The sequence below is a fragment of the Paraburkholderia sp. MM5482-R2 genome (assembly GCF_050436125.1).
GTDB classification, from domain to species: Bacteria; Pseudomonadota; Gammaproteobacteria; order Burkholderiales; family Burkholderiaceae; genus Paraburkholderia; species Paraburkholderia tuberum.
Map to the genome: position 1 here is coordinate 1,985,602 of NZ_JBNDLP010000002.1, position 19,131 is coordinate 2,004,732.

The 19,131-nt window shown below is 57.1% G+C and carries 19 protein-coding genes; 13 read left to right on the forward strand and 6 right to left on the reverse strand.

Annotation, left to right across the window (positions count from 1 at the left end; genetic code table 11):
- Positions 1-52: 52 nt before the first annotated feature.
- The 6 genes from OKW37_RS11990 to OKW37_RS12015 are packed head-to-tail and all read right to left on the reverse strand — an operon-like array spanning position 53 to position 5,133.
- The gene (locus OKW37_RS11990) at positions 53-724 is read right to left on the reverse strand and encodes a 4-carboxy-4-hydroxy-2-oxoadipate aldolase/oxaloacetate decarboxylase (RefSeq protein ID WP_184062839.1); all 672 of its coding nucleotides are present in this window, start codon (positions 722-724) and stop codon (positions 53-55) included.
- Positions 721-1,398, reverse strand: coding sequence for an RraA family protein (locus tag OKW37_RS11995; RefSeq protein WP_184062837.1), 678 nt, complete (start codon positions 1,396-1,398; stop codon positions 721-723). The genes OKW37_RS11990 and OKW37_RS11995 overlap by 4 nt, the downstream gene beginning before the upstream one ends.
- 2 nt (positions 1,399-1,400) lie before the next feature.
- Positions 1,401-2,063, reverse strand: coding sequence for an RraA family protein (locus OKW37_RS12000; protein WP_184062835.1), 663 nt, complete (start codon positions 2,061-2,063; stop codon positions 1,401-1,403).
- A gap of 15 nt (positions 2,064-2,078) precedes the next feature.
- Positions 2,079-3,080, reverse strand: coding sequence for a protocatechuate 3,4-dioxygenase (locus tag OKW37_RS12005; protein WP_184062833.1), 1,002 nt, complete (start codon positions 3,078-3,080; stop codon positions 2,079-2,081).
- A gap of 26 nt (positions 3,081-3,106) precedes the next feature.
- A complete protein-coding gene (locus OKW37_RS12010; protein WP_027197812.1) occupies positions 3,107-4,120 on the reverse strand; it encodes an amidohydrolase family protein in 1,014 nt (337 codons plus the stop codon).
- Between the two features lie 56 nt (positions 4,121-4,176).
- Positions 4,177-5,133: a PDR/VanB family oxidoreductase gene (locus OKW37_RS12015; RefSeq protein WP_429406310.1), complete on the reverse strand. Its 957-nt coding sequence runs from the start codon at positions 5,131-5,133 to the stop codon at positions 4,177-4,179.
- 199 nt (positions 5,134-5,332) lie between these two features.
- Here OKW37_RS12015 and OKW37_RS12020 point away from each other — a divergent pair, with 199 nt between their 5' ends.
- The 13 genes from OKW37_RS12020 (at position 5,333) to OKW37_RS12080 (ending at position 19,124) form a co-directional block, all read left to right on the forward strand.
- Positions 5,333-6,475, forward strand: a complete 1,143-nt coding sequence (locus OKW37_RS12020) for a glycosyl hydrolase (protein WP_429406308.1) — start codon at positions 5,333-5,335, stop codon at positions 6,473-6,475.
- Between the two features lie 72 nt (positions 6,476-6,547).
- On the forward strand, positions 6,548-7,732 hold the full coding sequence (locus OKW37_RS12025; protein WP_184062821.1) for an acyl-CoA dehydrogenase family protein: 1,185 nt from the start codon (positions 6,548-6,550) through the stop codon (positions 7,730-7,732).
- Positions 7,733-7,741: 9 nt separating this feature from the next.
- A complete protein-coding gene (locus OKW37_RS12030) occupies positions 7,742-8,047 on the forward strand; it encodes a hypothetical protein (protein ID WP_184062819.1) in 306 nt (101 codons plus the stop codon).
- 64 nt (positions 8,048-8,111) lie between these two features.
- Positions 8,112-9,365, forward strand: coding sequence for a Rieske 2Fe-2S domain-containing protein (locus tag OKW37_RS12035; RefSeq protein ID WP_429406306.1), 1,254 nt, complete (start codon positions 8,112-8,114; stop codon positions 9,363-9,365).
- A gap of 7 nt (positions 9,366-9,372) precedes the next feature.
- Positions 9,373-10,167 carry an amidohydrolase family protein gene (locus OKW37_RS12040; protein ID WP_429406304.1) on the forward strand — a complete coding sequence of 265 codons (795 nt, stop codon included), beginning with the start codon at positions 9,373-9,375 and terminating at the stop codon, positions 10,165-10,167.
- 27 nt (positions 10,168-10,194) lie between these two features.
- Positions 10,195-11,298: a zinc-dependent alcohol dehydrogenase gene (locus OKW37_RS12045; protein WP_184062813.1), complete on the forward strand. Its 1,104-nt coding sequence runs from the start codon at positions 10,195-10,197 to the stop codon at positions 11,296-11,298.
- A gap of 44 nt (positions 11,299-11,342) precedes the next feature.
- Positions 11,343-12,188 (forward strand): amidohydrolase family protein, encoded by an 846-nt coding sequence (locus OKW37_RS12050; protein WP_429406301.1) that lies wholly within the window; start codon positions 11,343-11,345, stop codon positions 12,186-12,188.
- 237 nt (positions 12,189-12,425) lie between these two features.
- Complete coding sequence (locus OKW37_RS12055) at positions 12,426-13,490, forward strand: aromatic ring-hydroxylating dioxygenase subunit alpha (RefSeq protein WP_260321311.1); 1,065 nt, start codon at positions 12,426-12,428, stop codon at positions 13,488-13,490.
- A 20-nt stretch (positions 13,491-13,510) separates the two neighbouring features.
- Complete coding sequence (locus tag OKW37_RS12060) at positions 13,511-15,106, forward strand: FAD-dependent oxidoreductase (protein WP_429406299.1); 1,596 nt, start codon at positions 13,511-13,513, stop codon at positions 15,104-15,106.
- Positions 15,107-15,137: 31 nt separating this feature from the next.
- On the forward strand, positions 15,138-16,475 hold the full coding sequence (locus OKW37_RS12065; protein WP_184062809.1) for an MFS transporter: 1,338 nt from the start codon (positions 15,138-15,140) through the stop codon (positions 16,473-16,475).
- Positions 16,476-16,541: 66 nt separating this feature from the next.
- Positions 16,542-17,714 (forward strand): mandelate racemase/muconate lactonizing enzyme family protein, encoded by a 1,173-nt coding sequence (locus OKW37_RS12070; protein WP_429406296.1) that lies wholly within the window; start codon positions 16,542-16,544, stop codon positions 17,712-17,714.
- 71 nt (positions 17,715-17,785) lie between these two features.
- Positions 17,786-18,298, forward strand: coding sequence for a hypothetical protein (locus OKW37_RS12075; RefSeq protein WP_429406294.1), 513 nt, complete (start codon positions 17,786-17,788; stop codon positions 18,296-18,298).
- Between the two features lie 307 nt (positions 18,299-18,605).
- Positions 18,606-19,124 (forward strand): hypothetical protein, encoded by a 519-nt coding sequence (locus OKW37_RS12080; RefSeq protein ID WP_260321309.1) that lies wholly within the window; start codon positions 18,606-18,608, stop codon positions 19,122-19,124.
- The last annotated feature ends 7 nt before the right edge of the window (positions 19,125-19,131 follow it).

Genomic DNA, 19,131 nt, shown 5'->3' on the forward strand with positions numbered 1-19,131 from the left:
GTGGCGTTTTTTCGGGGCGCCACCCATGCTATAGACGCGAGTCTCAGCCGGTTTATTGATCCCAACCGAAGATACTGAGCGTGCTCTCGCCCGCTTCCATTCGCTTCATCTGCTGTGCTTCTGCTGCTTCGCGTGCTTCGGATGCAATGATCACCTCGGCGATTCGCTCACGCGGGATGCACACGACGCCGTCTTCATCACCAACGATCAGGTCACCTGCATTTATAGTGACATCGTCGAATCGAATCGGGGCGTTGATCCAACCTCTGGCGCCGAAATCTTTTCCTGTGCCACGGATACAAAGACCGCGAGCGAAAACGGGAAACCCGATCTCGGACAGCAGTCGCTGATCACGAACACAGCCGTTAATGACGAGACCGGCAAGCCCCCGAACCTTTGCGGCCGTTGACATGATCTCGCCCCAGTACCCGTGTTCATATGCTTCGCTTACGGAGACGACCAGGACATCACCTGGTTGTGCTCCGTAAATCGCACGGTGAAGCCAAAGGTTATCGCCACCGGGCGAATGGACGGTCACAGCTGGGCCGCAAATCTTGAAGCCGGGCGCGACAGGCTTAATTTCATAAGGCAGGACGCCGATCTTTCCGGCAGCCTCGTGAAGCGTTGCTGCCGGCAATTTCGCGGCGGCGTCAAGCAAATTGACGTCCGGTCGCTCGATAGCGAGACGCGTGGTCTCATGACGATTGAAAACCGGGCCCGTCATGCCTCTTCTCCAGTCCGACGCGTTTGCAGTTGATGGTACTTGAACTGTTTGCGAGCCTCGTCTAGCCGCATACCCGTTGCCACAGACCGTCGGATTGCATTTTCCGCGGCATCGATTTCTTCAGCAGCAGCAAGCACGCGTTCTTCGTGTTCCTTCGGAATCGAGATCACGCCGTCCGCGTCACCGCGCAGCAGATCGCCCGGAGCAACGCGCACGTTACCGATATTCACCGGAACGTTGGTGGCTTCGACCTGCACGCGATCCTTGCCCGTGCGCATCCAGTTATCCTTGGAGAAAACCGGGTAACCGAGCGACAGGCACAGGTGTACGTCACGATTTATGCCGTCGATTACGGTACCAGCGATACCACGGCGATGAGCGATCTCGGTCAGGATGTCGCCCCATACCGTTGCGTCTTCGCGACCACCGTTGTCGAGGACGATGACCGAACCCGGCGGAACGTCGTCGATGAAGTCACCCACGGTGCCTGCGGGCGAAGCGGCGGGGCCGTAGAGAATCGTGAATGCCCGACCGGCCATTCGGAACGACGAATCACGCGGCTTGATCTTGTAGCACTGACCGTTCAGGCCCAATCGGTCCAGTGCGTCGCTCAGGGTCGCCGTTTCGAGTTTCGCTGCGCGGGCAACATTCTTGTCTTGTTCGATTTCGGACATGGTTAATCCTTAAGCATAAATTCGTAGTTGCCACCCATGACTTCATGGATCGGCGTGTCCGCCAGTAGTGCCTTCGCCATCAAGGCTTCGCGTGCGACGATCGATTCAGCAGTCTCGACCACCCTGGCGATGTTTGCCTTGCTGATGAAAATCACGGCGCTGCTGTCGGCGATCACGTAGTCGCCGGCTTCCACTGCGGCCCCGAAGACTTCAATGGGGACGTTCACGCCCTTTTCGACGATACGGCCACGAGCGGTGAGCGCCGTGAACTTGTTTGTGAACACCGGCAGGCCCATCTCGCGGGATTCGTCGATATCGCGAACCGGACCGTCAGCGATCACGCCCGCGATACCGCGAACCTTGGCACCCAGCGACAGGATGCCGCCCCACGAACCGGCTTCAATACCGGTGCGCTGCTCGACAACGATCACATCGTCGGAGTTGCCGAGTTCGATCGCGGTGGTGCCCAGATGACGCGGCGGGCCGGGAGGCGGATCACCAACACCGAGTTTCATCGTGATAACGCGACCTGCGATGCGCTTCGTGCCTGAGGCTTGGGCGACGCCGCTCACGACGCCGGACAAGCCGAGTTTATCGAGTGCGTCCGAGACTGCGCAGCAGTCCAGCCGACGAAGGCGGTGGATCAATTCGTCTTTGGTTGCCATATATTTGATGTTTCCTTATTCGGACTGCGGCTTCCAGTACACAAAGCCCATGGCGTTGCCGGTACCGGCTTCGCTGCGATAGCAGGGCACATAGTCGACCACCGTCATGTCGAAGGCGAGTTCATCCATCATGCCGGCGACGGGAATCCAGTTCTTGATTTCCGATGTACCCGCCTGGAAGATTTCTTCGCCCAACGCGAATACCGGCGTGAGGTCGTGGTTCTTCATCGCGTCGAGAATCAGATTGTCGACGCGCTCGTCAATGACGAAGTGCGTCAGACCACCGGAAGCGATGACAGCTACACGTGCGTCCGAATCCCACGATTCGATGGCGCGAGCAATCGATGCACCGAAAGCGTGGCAGCGTGCGACTGTCGGTTGATTCGGCGGATAGAACGTATTGACAAACACCGGCACGGTCGGAACGACCTGGTCTTTCATCAGCTGGCGGAACACGAAGCCGTATGCATGCGGCGTTTCCGTTTCTGACAAGCGGCCAAGAGCGGCCACGTCAAAGTTGTCGGCGATCGCGTTCTTGATAATGTGCTTTGCAAGCTCTGGAACGCCTTCATGCGTGGCAGTTTCCGGCTTGTAACCCGGCATCGAATGGCGCACGCCCGGAGGCATTTGCATCAATTTATCGTGACTGATCATGTTGTTCACGATCGTCGGGCCGTGCATGACGCCGAATGCGGGAATGCAATCAGTGGTGAAAATTTCCATCTGATCGTTGCCGACAATGACAACGACGTCAGCTTTGGCCTCAGCCAGCACCCGCGCCATTTCCTCGATAGCCGCCCGGCACTGGGCATGGCGCTCCTTCCACTTCTCCGGCGTGATCTGATCCGCGAGGTTCTCGCTACGGCGATATTCAACGAGTTCATCGAAGGCCCATTCGCGGCCTTCGAAATCATGCTTGCTCAGTCGATCATCAGGTACGCGAGCGCCCCAGGTCTCCGGTGGCGTGATGAGCATGGGGCCATGCGAAGTTCCCATTCCCAATACGATTTTTGCCATGATTTCGAGTCCTGTGGGCGTCGGGATTATTCGTAATCCGCGAGGTTGAGCTTAAAGAAGTCGCGAGCGTTCCCGAAGAAAATTGCATCCTTCTCTGCTTTCGACAGCCAGTCGAAGCTTTCGATATACGGCTTGATGTCGTCGAAAGTGCGGCCGGTGTCCGGGTTGATAGCCGAACCCACGCCCGGGCACTCAGCGCCGAACATGCAGCGGTCAGCGCCAACCGTCTTGATCAGTAGACGCAGCGATTCTTCGGAGTAGAGCACGGTGTCGTAGTACAGATTTCGCATGCCCTCGAGGAAGTTGCGGCCGGCACGCGAGGCGCCCGACTGGAAACGGCCGATCTGGTAGGGGATCGAACCGCCGCCGTGCGACACCATGATCTTCAGATTCGGAAAGTCCTTGAAGACGTTCGAATTGACGAGGTTGAACACCGCGATCGTTTCTTCGTTAATGAAGTGAACGGTGTACGGCGAACGAGCCGACTGCGAGCCAGTAGCGTGGATGTGCGCCGGTACGTCGAGTTCGCACAGTTTCTCGTACAGCGGGTACCAGTAACGATCACCGAGACCGGGGGCTTCGACGCCGCTGTTTTCGAATGGGTCGGGATTCAGCAGTACGCCCTTGAAGCCCAGTTCCTTGACGCAGCGCTCCAGTTCCGGCAGCACGACCTCGATCGGGTCGCCCGACACTTGCGGCAGGCCGCCGACTCCGATGAAACGCTTCGGCAGCAGCTTGACAGTGCGCGAGATGATGTTGTTGGTTTCTTCCGTGAACCAGTGCACGAGCTTGCCCGGCTTCTGGCTGTGCATCATCTGGAACGGACGCGGCGACATCAGCTGGACGTTCGTGCCGACGCGGTCGAGCATGTCGAGGTGGCCAACCGGCGCCATTTCCTTCTTGTTGGCGTAGTGCAGGATTTCCTCGTCGGTCACCTCCGGCATCTTGCGACCGTGTTCGCCCCGATGCGACAGAATGTGTGCCTTGTAGACCCACAATTCTGCGGGTGCGCTGACGTGACCGTGGCAATCAATAATCACTTACTTGTCTCCTTGATTAACGTGATGGTGGGTGCCCGTAGGCACACGGGTGTTTGTTACAGATCGAGGACGAGACGATCGCCCTTGCAGCCAGAACAGCAGATAATCATCGTCTTGTTCGAAGCCTTTTCGGGCTCCGACAGAATGGCGTCGCGGTGATCCGGCTCACCTTCCAGCACGCGGACTTCACATGCACCGCATACGCCTTCTTCGCACGAGTATGAGATCGGTACACTGGCTTCGCGCACGACGTTGAGAATCGTCTTGCCTTGAGGGACGGTGAGCGTCTTGCCGCTCTTACGCAGTTCAACGACGTAGTTGCCATCGAGTGCGGCTTCGTGTTTGGCACTGAAGTACTCGACGTGGACTTGTTCAGGGGGCAAAGTCGAGCAAGCCTTTTCGAATGCTTCGAGCATCGGGCCGGGGCCGCAGCAATAGAAATGGGCCGACGCCGGCTCCCGCTTCACCACGTCTTCGATATTCAGAAACGTGCCGACTTCTGCGTCGACGTGAACGAGCGAACCTTCGAACGTCTTCAATTCTTCAGCGTAGGCGACGTCAACCCGGTCTCGGCACGAATAATAGATACGCGGCGACTTTCCGATTTCCTTCAGGCGACGCGCCATACACAGAATAGGCGTGATCCCGATACCACCGGCAACCAGAATCGTGTGCTCAGCGTCTTCGTCGAGGGGGAAGTTGTTGCGCGGGGTTTCGACCTGCACGAGGTCGCCGACACGCATCGTTTCGTGGATGTAGCGGGAGCCACCACGCGACTGCGGGTCGAGTTTGACGCCAATCACGTACGAACGCTGCGTCAGGCTATTGCTGGACTCAAGGAGGGAGTACTGACGCGTCAATCCGTTCGGCAGGATCAGTGCGACGTGCGAACCCGCGTCAGCGGCGGGCAGACGCTCGCCCTCGGGGTCTTCAAAGGTCAGAGCCAGCGTGTTGCGCGCTAAATATTGACTCGCCGTCAAGCGCAGAGTCATCACTTCATTAAGTTCAGTCATCTCACCTCCAAAATCATAGAACGCGCGGAACCCTGCGAATGGGGGGCAGGCATCACACATCACGCTTCCTCAGTCACCAATCATTGAAAGTTTCTTGCCAACCGTTTGACGCGTAATTCTTTTTTGCATATTATTTCGTCTGAGCGGGAAAAAGTCAAAGACAGGCGACATCACATGGGGTATTCCCTAGGGAGGAGAAATGATTGCAGTTCTGACCACCAACGGTGGAACCGTTACGCACGGTGATGGCGCGGCAACGACGCTACTGGTTGCTACGATTCGCGGCATGCTCGTATTCGAGCGTGAAGACGCCAGTGCCCCGTGGGATCTCACGCGCACGACGCTGGAAGATCGCCACGTGAGCGCGTTGCTCTATGTTCCGGGTGCGGGCCTGTTGTTCGCGGGCGCACACGGCCAAGGCAGTCTCGTGGTCTCGAAGGACTTGGGCCTGACGTGGGAACCAGCCAACAATGGCCTGAAGAGCACGCATATTTATACGATGGCGCAGCAGGAGCGCGACGGGAAGACCGTCCTGTTCCTGGGCACTGAGCCGTCCGCGCTTTATCGCAGCGACGATCTGGGTGCTTCGTGGGTCGAAATTCCCGAAATGATGACGGTGCCGGACCAGGACAGGTGGACGTTCCCGCCGCCCCCGCATATCGCACACGTCAAGAATATTTCGTTTCACCCGGCCGAACCCGAAACGCTTTATGTCTGTATTGAACAGGGCGCGCTTCTCAAGACTACCGACGACGGCAAGACGTGGAACGAGCCGCGGTCGTACGAATCGGAAAACGACAAGTTCTACCACGACAACCACCGCGTGGTGATCCGCCCGTCGAATCCGAAACAGATCTTCATGTGCGGCGGCGAAGGCCTGCACTACAGCGCAGACGCTGGCGAGACCTGGGTTCACCTGATGACGCGTCAAGACCTTATCGGTTATCCCGACGCCATGTTTATCGACCCGCGCAACGAGAACGTTTTGTATCTCGGTGGACCGGGTAACGCACCGCGCGATTGGGGCGCCCGTAAGTCGGCGAACGCAACTGTTCTCAAGAGCACTGATGGTGGTGTTACCTGGAAACATATGCGTAACGGTCTGCCCGAGGAAATTATCGGCAACATCGAGGGTATGGGTATGTACCGGTGGGATGACAAGATCATGCTCATCGCCGGTACGGCAACGGGCGAAATCTATGCGACGGAAAACGACGGCGAAAGCTGGTACGTCGTCTCCGAAGACGTTCCGCCGATCTCGAAGGGCGGTCACTATCGCTGGTTCCTCGACGCCAAGGAACGTATGACCGTCGAAGATCGTTATGGTCGCAACGAACACTGAGCGATATCTAAGCAAAAACCATTCTGCACGCCGGCCACGTTCCGGCGCACCAAGTCCTCCCAGGAGAATGTCTTGAGCCGTATTAACAGCCGCGAGGAAGCCCTCGATATTGCCCGTGGTTTGCATGACGCGATTCGTTCACGCGTCAAACAGACCGAAAGCGACCGCGTGGTGCCCAAAGAAACGATCGATGCACTGCGCGAAACGGGTCTTTTCAACATCATCACACCGAAGACGTTTGGCGGTTCCGAACTAGGTTTCACTACGCTCGTCGAAGTTACGGCAGAAATCGCATCGGCCTGTGGCTCGACGGGTTGGGTTTTCGGCGTTCTGGCGGGTCATAGCTGGATGTTGAATCTGTTCCCGTTGCAAGCACAGCAAGACGTGCTTGGCAAAGGCCACGTATTGACGGCAACCGTGTTCCGCTTGGGCGGCACGATTACCGAAGTCGACGGCGGCTACAAACTCGTGAACGGCGACGGTCGCTTCTGTTCGGGTATCGACCACGTGCAATGGGTCATCATCGGAAACGCCGTGCAGCGTTCCGATGGGCCGCCTGAACCGCGCTTTTTCGTGATCCCGCGTTCGGATATCGAAATTGTCGATGACTGGCACACGGCTGGCCTGCGTGGCACCGGTAGCCGCACGATCAAGGTCGCGGAAGCGTTCATCCCGAAACATCGTTCGGTGTCGGTCAAAGACATGATGACGGGCAACGTCGAAGGCGCTGACGCAATGCGTGCCCCGATCTACCGGATGCCTTTCCAGAACGTCACGCCGTTCTCGCTCATCGGCGCGCCGCTGGGCATGGCACGCGCAGCACTCCGTTCGTTCGCTGAGGGTTTGGCGCCGCGTCTTCAGGCAATGCCGGCCGCTCAAATGGCGGAACAGTCGGCTACGATCGAACGCCTGGCACACGCGACGGCAGATCTCGACGCGGCCTACGCATTGATTCTCGAAGACACGCGCCGCGTCGATACGGCAGAAAGTGCAGAGTCACTGACGGCGCTCGAATGGTCACGTATACCGCGCGACTGGGCGTATTCCGCTCAAACCGCTCGTCGCGCCGCCAACAGTGTCTTCGAAGCTGCCGGCGGCACCAGCATTTACAACGCTTCGGAGCTCCAACGTATCTGGCGCGACGTCAATTCCGCCGCCCAGCACTTTGCTTTCACGTGGGATTCGGCGCTGACGGCATTTGGTCGCCATGCGCTCGGCCTCCCACCTTCGCAGTTCGGTCCAGGTCCCAAGAAATAAGGATGAGCCATGAACGTGGATGATATTCACTCGATCGAAGATTACTCACCGCAAACGCTGCGTGAACTGATCGGGCGCGTGGAGAAGTCGAGTACGTTCGAGCACATGATTTACCGCGAATCCGAGCTCGATGAAGTCTGGCGGCTGCTCGATAACGATATCGTCGCTGCTGCACGGCAAGGCTCGAATGTGCGGGAAGTGCAGAACCTTGCTGCTCTGCGCAACCTGATTGTCGAAGCGCACGATTTCATTGGCAACGACAGCAACACCGTAGACGCGCGTGATCGATTGCTGAAGGCCGTCGAACTCGTTTAACGCTAGTGGGAGCGCATTTATCTCCCGCGCATATTCACAGATAAACAAAATCTAGGAGCAAACCATGCTTTCCCGCGAAGATAACGACGTTCTGACCCAGGTTGGTAAGGGCACGCCGAACGGCGACATGATCCGTCAATTCTGGATTCCGATGATGCTGGCGTCGGAAATCAGCGAGCCGGGCGGCAAGCCCGTGCGTGTGCGTCTGTTGGGCGAAGGCCTAGTGGCGTTCCGCGATAGCGACGGCAAGGTTGGCCTGCTCGAAGAACAGTGCCCGCACCGTCGTGCGTCGCTCGCGCTGGGCGACAACTCGGACGGCGGCCTGCGTTGTCTGTATCACGGTTGGAAGTTCGCCGTCGATGGTCAGTGCATGGACACTCCGACGGAGCCGGAAGATTCGAAGCTGTGCTCGCGTATCAAGGCAGTGGCGTATCCGACTCGAGAAGTCGCTGGCGTGATCTGGACGTACATGGGCGATCCCGCGAAGGTTCCCCAATTCCCCGACTTCGATTTCCTATCGTACCCGGCGGAAAAGGTTGTTGCGTTCAAGGTACTCGAAGACTGCAACTACGCCCAAGCCGTCGAGGGCACGATCGACTCCGCACACGCAGGCGTCCTGCACCGTGAACAACCGTGGGCAGCGCCGGCCAAGTACGAACACGAACGCGATCTGCGTCCGAAGATCGAAGTCGAGTACACGCACTACGGCCTGCGCTATGCAGGCGTGCGCAATTTCCGTGAAGAAGGCAAGTTGCACGCCCGCGTCACGCAAGTGATCCTGCCGTTTTTCACGCTGATTCCGCCCGATGGATTCGGCGTGCGCAAGAACCGTCGCATGGCAAATGCATTTGTTCCGCGCGATGACGAATCGACGTGGCATATCCAGTGGTTCTTCGACGAAACGCAGCCTGTCGATATCGAATATCGTATTCAGGAAGGCGGTCACTGGCTCGATGAAAACTTCCGCAAGGAGCTCAACATCGACAACTGGTACAAGCAGGATCGCGAGGCCATGAAGACGACGTCGATGTCGGGCATCAAGGGCATCCTGACGCAGGACCACGCAGTCAGTGAAACTCAGGGCCGTATCCTCGACCGCACGAAGGAACACCTCGGCACATCGGATGTCGCGGTCGTTGCATGGCGTCGTCAGATGATCCGTGCGGCTCGTGCTTACTCGGAAAGCGGCGAATTGCCGAGCGTGTTGACGACCACGATTCCGTGGAATGAGATTCACGCTTCGACGGTGATTTTCCCGAACGACCGTACGTGGAAAGAAGAAGTACCCCTCAATCCGGAAGTCGCTCTGAAGGCCTGAGGTCCACATGATCGTCGATAGTCACGCGCATGTTTCGCCTCATTGGTATGAGCCTGTCGAGACGTTGATCGACCAAATGAATGAGTATGGCGTTGATATGGCCATTCTCACTCAGATGATCGGACAGACGGATAACCGATATCAGCAAGACTGCGTCAAGCGATATCCGGGCCGTCTGTCGAGCGTGGCTTGGGTTGATGTCGAAGCCCCGGACGTTGCAATGACGATCAAAAACCTCGCAACCGATGGCGTGTCGGGTATTCGGCTTCGCCCCTCCTCGTGTCTTCCGGATGGTCGTCTTCCGGAAGCATGGCGTGCAGTCCAGGAAACTGGATTGCCCGTCAGTTGCGTGGGGTCGGCGGAAGCATTCAACGCGCAGGGGTTTATCGAACTGGTTGCGAGGTTGGCAGGGACGACCATCGTCCTCGAACATCTGGGTGGCACCAGCACGCCCGTCACGACAGATGAGCAGTTAGCTATTCGTCGCCAGGTGTTCAAGCTCGCCGCCTTTCCGAATGTCATGCTCAAGGTTCCGGGGCTCGGCGAATTGATGCCTCGCGACCCGAAAACCTGGCATCTGGGCCGTCCCTTCGGGGACGCGGCGTCGCCGCTTGTCCACGAGGCGGTAGCCGCATTCGGCGCGAATCGCCTGATGTGGGGTTCCGATTTCCCAGTCGTGAGTTCTCGCGAAGGCTACGGGAATGCATTGGATCTCACCCGTATTGCACTCAATGGATTACCTGATGAGGATCTCAACGCGATCTTCGGTGGTAACGCACTTCGCGTATTTGGGAAACTCTGAGATCGAAAACGAGCAGGAGACAAACACATGACGAAGAAGGTACTGGCAGCAGTTAAGACGGATGTCGAAACCACGGAAATTCGTGAATTCGATTATCCGACTGTCAAGCCTGAAACCGGAATTCTGCACATCGAAGCCAGTGGCGTAGGTGGCAGCGATCCCGAGCTCTACCGCAAGGCCGGCCACGTTCCGGTCATCATGGGCCACGAAAACGTCGGGACCATCGAAGAAGTCGGTGAAGTCGCGGCCAAGCGTTGGGGCGTGAAGCCCGGCGATCGCGTTGCTCTGCACGAATATCTCCCGTGCTGGCACTGCGAATGGTGCATGAAGGGAGATTTCCGTCTGTGTATGGACGTCGATTTCTTCAATGTGAAGGATCGCCTGAATACCGATCGGTTCGGCATGTCCACCGCCAACAAGGCACCGCATTTGTGGGGTGGCTACGCACAGTATATGCATCTGCCGCTCAACACGGTGTTGCATAAAATTCCGCAAAACATGCCGGCAACGCACGCAACACTGGCAGTGCCGTTCGGTAACGGCGTGCAGTGGGCGTGTCTCGACGGCGGCGCAGGTCCCGGTAAGGTCGTACTCGTCTGGGGACCGGGCCAGCAGGGCTTGGGCTGCGTGCTGGCGGCAAAGGCCGCAGGCTCATATACGGTGATTCTGGCCGGCATGACGCGCGATCAAAGTCGTCTCGATCTGTCGCTGCGCCTGGGCGCCGACTATGCAGTCAACGTCGAAACGCAAGAGCTCGAAGCCGAAGTGATGCGTATCACCAAGGGTCGGGGCGTGGACGTCGTGGTTGATACGACCGGCGACCCCAAGGGCGAGATCGTCAAGCAGTCGATCGCACTGGCGGCAAAAGGCGCCTATCTGAGCCTGAACGGCCTGGAGCAGCACGTACCGATCGGCGAGATCAAGAAGCGCTATCTGACGGTTCGTGCACCGCGTGGCCGTAGCTATGCAGCGGTCGAATTGGCACTGCGCTATGTAGGCTCAGGCCGCTATCCGATCGATGAAGTGTGCTCGCACACGTTCGGCCTGTCGCAGGTGCACGACGCAATTCTGGCCACCGCAGGTCGGGGCATTCAAGGTGCGATCCACGTGTGCGTGGACCCGTGGAAATAATGCCGCAGATCATTGGTTAAATTGAATTTAATAGAGGTAACGTCATGATTGACAGCCACGCACACCTTATTTCGACCGACCGCGAGAAATATCCGCCGTCGCCGCTGAGCGGCGTTCTGGAAGAAAACGCATTCGACAATCCGGTAACGGCTGAGCGCTTGATCGACTTGCTCGGCACATTCGGTATCGATAAGGCGCTCGCGGTCCAACGCGCGCACCTCTACGGCTTCCACAACGACTACGTCGTGGATTCCGCACAGAAATATCCGGACCGTCTGCGTTCGCTGTGCATGCTCGACGCACTGGCACCGAACGTCGAAGAAACGGTGAAATACTGGGTCGGCGAGCGCGGCTCGGTCGGCATCCGTCTGACGGAACCGAAGAAAGGTGCAGACAGCAGTTGGTTCGCTTCGACGCAAGCGCGTCGTGCATGGGCAGCAGTGACGGATCTCGGCGGCAGCGTGCGTCTGCACTTCTACCGCTGGAATCGTTTGGCAGCACTCGAAGCGCTTCAAGACGTGGTGACGGAGTTCCCTGATACGCCGGTTATTCTTGACCACTTTTCAAATATTGTCGGCGAGGGCCCGGGACCGCATTACGGCGTGGATGAAGCACTGCTGAAATTCGTCGACAGTCCGAACGTCTTCTTGCTGTATTCCATGATCAACCTCGGCAAGTTGAAAGCGCTCGAGCTGCCGTCCGCGCCGGTTGTCGAGCGTGTGGTGCGCTCGTTCGGTGCCGATCGTGTGATGTGGGGTTCCGACATCGCTCAATCGAAGGGCGACTACAAGGACATGGTCCAGCTTGCGAAGGACTCCGTCTCCACCCTGTCGGCCGAAGATCAGCGCAAGGTGCTGCATACGACGGCTGAGCGCGTCTACTTCAGCTAATGAAGTTGCAAACATAAACGGCGTTCTGACTGGAACGCCGTTTACGTGCATTTCAGGGTTATCCCGAGTCATGTCGCGCGAAGCAACGCGATAAGATGCCATGAATACTGAATTGAATACAATTTAGGATGCCAGTCCGGTTGAGTCACAGAGGTCGCATGCGCAAACTGGCAGGTCTATTGTGTCGCACCTTGTTCCGATTTATCCGTTCTCGATTCCTTTCTCAGGAGACTGACAATGAAATTCCTCCGGAACTGCTGGTATATGGTTGGATGGTCGAGCGAGTTTTCGGCTACTGATATCGTCCCGTTCACGGTGATGAACGAGGCACTGGCGCTCTACCGCAAGGAAGACGGCACGCTCGTAGCACTCGAAGATCTGTGTCCGCACCGCCTGGTTCCGCTGTCGGTCGGCCGTAAGGAGGGTGATGAACTGCGCTGTATGTACCATGGTCTGAAATTCTCCGCCGACGGACGCTGCACCGAAATCCCGGGCACCGATCGTATCTCGTCGAAGGTCTGCGTTCGTAGCTACCCGATCGAAGAAAAACATGGTGCTGCATGGGTTTGGATGGGTGACGCTGCAAAGGCTGATCCCGCGCTGATTCCGCCGATCGAAGGTCCGGACAGCGCTGTCTTCGCGATGAAATGCTCGAAGAAGGTATGGAAGGGGAACGCGGAAATTGTCGCTGACAACTTGCTCGACCTTTCGCACGCACCGTATGTTCACGAAGCGACGTTCGGTGCCAACAACAAAGTGTCGCTCAAGATTCAGAAAGATGGTGAAGCAAAGCGCGGCATCGATACGGTCGAGCGTGGCGTCGTTGCTGACCGCTGGCACCTGGGACGTCAGTCGAATCCGTACTTCGGTGAAATCCCTTCCGACGACAACGTCGTCAGCACGTTCCTCGTGCCGGGCGTCTTCATCCTCAAGATCCATTCGTACGCCCCGGGCGTTCAGGATCGTCTCGTCGATGGCAGGCCCACAGAAGAGCCGATCTTCCGCCGTTGCACATGCCAGATGATCACGCCGATCAACGATACGGAATCGATGTTCTTCTACAACTTCGGTCCTGATCACGAGCATGCCGATCTGGCAGATCACGCTTTCGCGATCGCCGAAGCCGCATTCGCTGAAGACAAGGCAATCATCGAGACGCAGCAGGCAACGATCTCGAAAACGCCGGGGCGCAAGATGATCATGTTGGTGATGGATCAACCGGTGCTGCGTTACAACGAAATCTACAACGGTCTTCGCTCGGCGGAAGAGGCTGAGCGAGCCGCTGCTGCCCCCGCAGCCTAGGTAGATCGAACCGCGCTGGTATGTTTTCTGAGACACGAGGAATAACGAAAATGGAATTGAATTGGACCGAGCCCCGATGGGATGACCAGGCCGATATGGTTGTTGTCGGCTACGGCGGCGCCGGCGCGGTGTTTGCGCTTGAAGCTGCTGAGCAGGGCGCCGACGTGCTCATTCTCGAAAAGGGTGCGCAGGGCGGCGGCAACTCGGTCTGCGTCGCGGGCGGTCTGATCATGACCTCTGTCGACGAAGAAGAGTCGTTCAAATATCTGAATTGGCTGTGTGGAGGCCAAACTGATGAAAGCGTTCTTCGCCATTTCGTGTCGAGCCTCAAGAACATACCCGCCTGGCAGCACAAACTCGAATTGCCGCTCAAGGACAACCCGCAGCCGTTCTCGGCACCGGGATTTTTTCCCGAATTCCCGGGGGCTCCCGGCGGGGAAAGCATCAAAGGTATGAGCGTCGTCGCCGCACCGGGCGGAGCTGGCCTCTGGAATGCGATCTCCGCACAAGCGGAGAAGGCGGGTGGCCGCGTCCAGTGCAACACTCGCGTCACCAGGTTGGTTCAGCACCCGGCCACGAAACGGATTCTCGGTGTTGAAGCCGAACATGACGGCAAGACGATCGCGGTGCGTGCTCGCAAGGCAGTCGTGTTGGCCAGTGGCGGCTTCGAGGCGAACGACGCCATGTGCAAACAATTCCTGACTGCTTGCCCGATCTACTTCCTTGGTAGCCCGAATCTGACCGGCGACGGCATTCGAATGGCGCAGGAGGTTGGCGCGCAACTCTGGCACATGAACGCCGTAGCGGGCCCCCTGAACATGGGCATCAAGACGAAGGAAGGCTACGTCTATGTGACTTACGACCTGAACAAGGTCGCGGGCTTCGGCTATAAAAGCGGCGCCTTCAAGGACGGCGGCAGTCTGTTGTGGGTCAACCGCCAGGCGAAGCGCTTCCATAACGAAACGGTGGACACGTCGGTTGTCCAACATGGATTGGCCAATCGCGATACCTGGTTGGCAACGACGCCGGGCACCCCGGAATTCACGAACGTGCCGGCATTCCACATTTTCGATGAAAAGGTGCGTGCGGGCGGTGCGGCAATGACGACGCTGAATTCGCGTGTGCCGCCGTGGTCGCAAGACAACCTCAAGGAAATCGAAGAAGGCCTCGTCATCAAGGCCGATACGCTTGAAGAACTGGCGTTGAAGTGCCAGTGGCCGGAGATCCAGGGTGTGTGCAAGGCCGGCCGCCTCGATCCGGCCGCACTTCGCGAGACGGTTGAGCGTTACAACGATCAGTGCCGCAACAACCTTGATCGCGATTGCGGGCGCGAAACGTTCCTCGTGCCGCTCAACGATGAAGGCCCGTACTACGCGATCGGGCCAATGCTCCCGACCTATTTGAACACGCACGGCGGTCCGAAACACGACGCAGGTCAGCGTGTTCTCGATCATCAGAACAAGCCGATTGCCGGTCTTTATGCAATCGGAGAATGCGGATCGCTATGGGGACCGTATTACAACTCGATGGGCGATATCGCCGAGTTCATCGTATCTGGCGTGACGGCGGCAAAGACCGCACTCGCCGATAGTGGGCGGGAGAAGGGCGCTAAATAGTTGTACGGATAATTAGCAAGGAGACACCGTAGTGAGTGAGATCGCAGATGTACAAACGAAGTTGGCCCCCGCCGACAACGTGGAAGATTCAAAGACGACCAAAGGTGCATGGTGGATGCTTATCGTTTTGACGTCCACCTACGTCATCTCGTTTATCGATCGGGGCGCGCTTGCTCTCGTTGTCGGACCGATTAAGGAAGACCTCGGAATTTCCGATCTTCAGGTCAGTTTGTTGCTTGGCCTTTCCTTTATGTTGCTGTATAGCATGCTCAGTATTCCGATGGGCATTCTGGTCGACAAATACCAACGGAAGACGCTCCTCGGCGGCGCGATCATGGCATGGTCGGTGGTTCAGATGCTTTGTGGTCTGAGTACGACCTATCTCCAGTTGTTCTTCACACGTGTTGGTCTCGGTGTTGGTGAATCGGCGCTGGCACCCGGATCGCAGTCGATGATTCGTGACGCATTTCCGCCGCATCGTCGCAGTATTGCTTTCGGTATCTACAATATCGGTCCGATGTTGGGTACTGGTTTGTCCATGGCTCTCGGTGCCGTCCTGTTGAAGGCAGCTTCTGCAGGCGCATTCGATACACTACCTGTCGTCGGCGGCATGAAGCCCTGGCACTTTGTACTGCTGGTGCCGGGCATCATTGGGGTTCCGTTCGCGATTCTGCTTTGGCTGCTGCGTGAGCCGCCCCGTCGTTTCCAGACCGATATTTCCGATGTGACGTACAAGCAGACCATGTGCTTCGTCTGGAAGAATCGTGGCGTGTATGTTCAACTCTGGGCTGCGATTTGCCTATACGGTATTGCCATTGGTTCCCAGATGGCATGGCTTCCGGAAATCATCGCTCGCACGCTACATGTTGCCCGTCCGGAAATCGGTAAGGCGATAGGCGGTGTTGCACTGCTCGCTTCCCCACTCGGTCTCCTGATTTGCGGCGGAATCGCGGACCGGTTGCGCAAGCGCGGCATGGTCGATGCGCCTGTTCGGGTAGCGGCAGTCACAACGGCAATCGCCGCAGTCGTTACGGCATGCTTCCCGCTCGTCCATACGATGAGCGCGGGTATCGTCCTCTACTTCGTCCAAATGTTCATGTTTGCGATGTTCGCGGTGGCAGGCGGTGCAACGAATGCCGAGTTCACGCCGGGTAACATGATGGGCAAGATCACCGCCCTCTATTACTTGATCACGAATCTCGTCGGGTTGGCACTCGGCCCTACCGTGGTGGCGCTCGTTGCTAAATTCTTCGACGGTGCGAATGCACTTGGCGCCTCGTTCGTCATCTGCTACGTGGTCTCCGTGGCATTGGCAGTGATTCTGCTGATCCGTGTCAGCGGTGCATTGCGTCGGCCAGTTGTGCAATAACTCGTCGTCGCGTCGGGGCGTCATTTCTGACGTCCCTTCCCACGAATATCTATAGGTTTAAATCAAGTGAAGATAACCCGCGTTGAGTGCATTCCGATTTCGATGCCGCTGAAGAAGCCGATTAAGCTTCCGAATGTCACAATCACATGCCTGAATACGCTTTTCTTGGCTATTACAGCCGACAACGGTCTCGTCGGCTATGCGGAGTCGGGGGACACTTCATCGTGGTATCGCGGTGAAAGCCAAGCGTCGATGACGGCGATGATTTCCGATATTTTCGCGCCACGAATTTTGCTTGGTGAAGATGCGAGCAATATCGAAAAGATCGTCGGCATGATGGATCAACTCGCACGCGACAACAATCAGGCGAAGGCGTTGGTCGACTGTGCTCTGCATGATCTGAAGGGCAAATCTTTGGGCGTGCCAGTCTACAGCCTGTTGGGTGGCCGCACTCGCGAGAAGATTCCGCTCGGTTGGGTATTGTCGGCGGGTGAGCCCGAAAAGGTGGCCGAGCTCGCGATCCAGGTCCGCGAAAATGGCTTCTCGGCGTTCAAGCTCAAAGTCGGCCGTCATACGTTCAATAACGACGTGGCTACGGTCCGCGAAGTGCGAGCCGCGCTCGGTCCGGATGCCAAGATCATCCTGGACGCGAATGGCTCATGGAACTACGAGCAGGCGTTGGCGACGATGAAGCGCCTCGATCAATACAACCTCTCATTCATGGAGCAGCCACTGGCGCATCAATACCGCGACAGCCTGTCGAAACTGCGCGAGCGTATCACCACACCGATATACGCAGACGAGGGAGCGCAAGAGTTGGGCGATCTCCGCGAAATCGCCGAACGCCGTTCGGCCGATGGCGTCGTTCTCAAGATTCAGAAGGTCGGCGGGCTGGTCAAGGCACAGCGATTCCTGGCCGCATGTCGCATGTACGACATTCCTGTCTTTTGCAGCACGCTGATCGGATCGGGTGTCGAATCCGGGCCGAGCACGCATCTCATGGTCGCAAACGAGTGGGCATGCCAGTTCATGAGCGAAAGCATGGGCCCTCTCGCGATCCACGCAGCATGGAACAGTGGTGAGATCCCCGTCGATCAGGACTTGGCTATCGGCGGCCAGCGCTTTAGCGGCGGCTTTGCGTATCCGAGTGAAGGCGTCGGATTCGGATTTGCATTGAATCAAGAATTACTGGCCAAGATTCATACGCCGGGACAGCAGCATCGGGTTGTCGAAGCGTAATAGCGGAACACAAGGCGGCGGGCTCGATTCCGGCGCGTTGCATAACCATAATCCAATATAGGAGATATTCGATGCACCGACTTAATTCGCCACCGTGGAAATATGCTGTACTTTGGCTCCGGGTTTATTTCGGCGCCGATCTTTTGTGGTCGGGTTTCCGCTATCTTTCGACAGGCTGGGTTCCGTTTATTCCAGGCATCGGAGGCCAATACGTGCAGGCGCTCGATGCCATTCACATGTTTTATGCCGTCAAAGCAGTGGAAATGCTGGCCGGCATCCTGTTGCTGACGAACCGATACGTGTTGCTCGGCGCAATTCTCGAGTTCCCGACATCTATCTCGATTTTCTGGATTAATACCTTTATCGTTGCGACTCCACGTCAATTGTTCTCGGGTCCGAATCAACTACTAATGAATTGCCTCCTTCTGGTGGCGTATGGCGGCTATATGGCAAGTGTGTTTAAGCCAAACAAGCCGCTCGCGCTATGGGAGGGCTTCAAGGTCGACGTCTGGAAAGAGCATTTGAGGCTGAGTAAAGGCGCCGAATCGACGTCCACTATTAAGAAATCAAGCGATTTCGCATAAGGGAGATCGAAGATGAAAAGTAACCGGAATCTTTATATTGGCCTTGCATGCTGCGTCATCATGACGTGCTGGGTATTCTTCGGATCCACAGGACTGGGCTATACAGAATATCGAGAATTGCGCGCACGCGATATGTTTGGCCTGGCAATTCCATGGATCTGCGTCATCACCGTTTTAATTCGGGATCGACGCAAAGGCATCATTTAACGGGCTCTCAGGCAGTGGTCTGGACCACCGCCTTTGGGGTATGCCTGCCGCAGGCATATTTCGTCGCTGTACTGCACTAACTTTTTGGAAATATTTCCTTATGCAAAGCGCTAATTCTTCCCCGTGGAAGTACGTCATTACGTGGCTTCGGCTGTATTTCGGCGCACACCTTTTCTTCTCAGGCATTCGATTCGTGATCGACGGGTACGTACCGATGGTTCCTGGTCTTGCTGGTCAGTATTTGGCCGGTGCCGATGCAATCGGTATGTATCATTGGGTCAAGTATATGGAGGCGATTTACGGCTTCCTGCTTCTGACGAACCGTTTTGTCTTACTGACGCTGATTCTCGAAATGCCGACGACGGTTACGATTTTCTGGCTGAATACGTTCATTTCCGCAACGCCGCGTCAATTGTTTTCGGGCCCGCAAGAACTGCTGATGAACGGTTTGCTGCTGCTTGCGTATAGCGGTTATATGGCTGCATGCTTCCGCCCGACCCTGAACCCTATGTGGCTGTGGGACGGTTGGAATGGTTTCAACCTGAAGGGTAAAGGTGGTCTATTGCAAACCGACCCAACTTTGGTCGGTGTGTCTGTCGAAGAAAAAGTATCGGCTTAAGGAGCAC

Bases quoted from the DNA above. Each gene is read 5' to 3' on its own strand.
- OKW37_RS11990 (WP_184062839.1), bottom strand. From the start codon at position 724: ATGACGGGCCCGGTTTTCAATCGTCATGAGACCACGCGTCTCGCTATC.
- OKW37_RS11995 (WP_184062837.1), bottom strand. From the start codon at position 1,398: ATGTCCGAAATCGAACAAGACAAGAATGTTGCCCGCGCAGCGAAACTC.
- OKW37_RS12000 (WP_184062835.1), bottom strand. From the start codon at position 2,063: ATGGCAACCAAAGACGAATTGATCCACCGCCTTCGTCGGCTGGACTGC.
- OKW37_RS12005 (WP_184062833.1), bottom strand. From the start codon at position 3,080: ATGGCAAAAATCGTATTGGGAATGGGAACTTCGCATGGCCCCATGCTC.
- OKW37_RS12015 (WP_429406310.1), bottom strand. From the start codon at position 5,133: ATGACTGAACTTAATGAAGTGATGACTCTGCGCTTGACGGCGAGTCAA.
- OKW37_RS12020 (WP_429406308.1), top strand. From the start codon at position 5,333: ATGATTGCAGTTCTGACCACCAACGGTGGAACCGTTACGCACGGTGAT.
- OKW37_RS12030 (WP_184062819.1), top strand. From the start codon at position 7,742: ATGAACGTGGATGATATTCACTCGATCGAAGATTACTCACCGCAAACG.
- OKW37_RS12035 (WP_429406306.1), top strand. From the start codon at position 8,112: ATGCTTTCCCGCGAAGATAACGACGTTCTGACCCAGGTTGGTAAGGGC.
- OKW37_RS12040 (WP_429406304.1), top strand. From the start codon at position 9,373: ATGATCGTCGATAGTCACGCGCATGTTTCGCCTCATTGGTATGAGCCT.
- OKW37_RS12045 (WP_184062813.1), top strand. From the start codon at position 10,195: ATGACGAAGAAGGTACTGGCAGCAGTTAAGACGGATGTCGAAACCACG.
- OKW37_RS12050 (WP_429406301.1), top strand. From the start codon at position 11,343: ATGATTGACAGCCACGCACACCTTATTTCGACCGACCGCGAGAAATAT.
- OKW37_RS12055 (WP_260321311.1), top strand. From the start codon at position 12,426: ATGAAATTCCTCCGGAACTGCTGGTATATGGTTGGATGGTCGAGCGAG.
- OKW37_RS12060 (WP_429406299.1), top strand. From the start codon at position 13,511: ATGTTTTCTGAGACACGAGGAATAACGAAAATGGAATTGAATTGGACC.
- OKW37_RS12075 (WP_429406294.1), top strand. From the start codon at position 17,786: ATGCACCGACTTAATTCGCCACCGTGGAAATATGCTGTACTTTGGCTC.
- OKW37_RS12080 (WP_260321309.1), top strand. From the start codon at position 18,606: ATGCAAAGCGCTAATTCTTCCCCGTGGAAGTACGTCATTACGTGGCTT.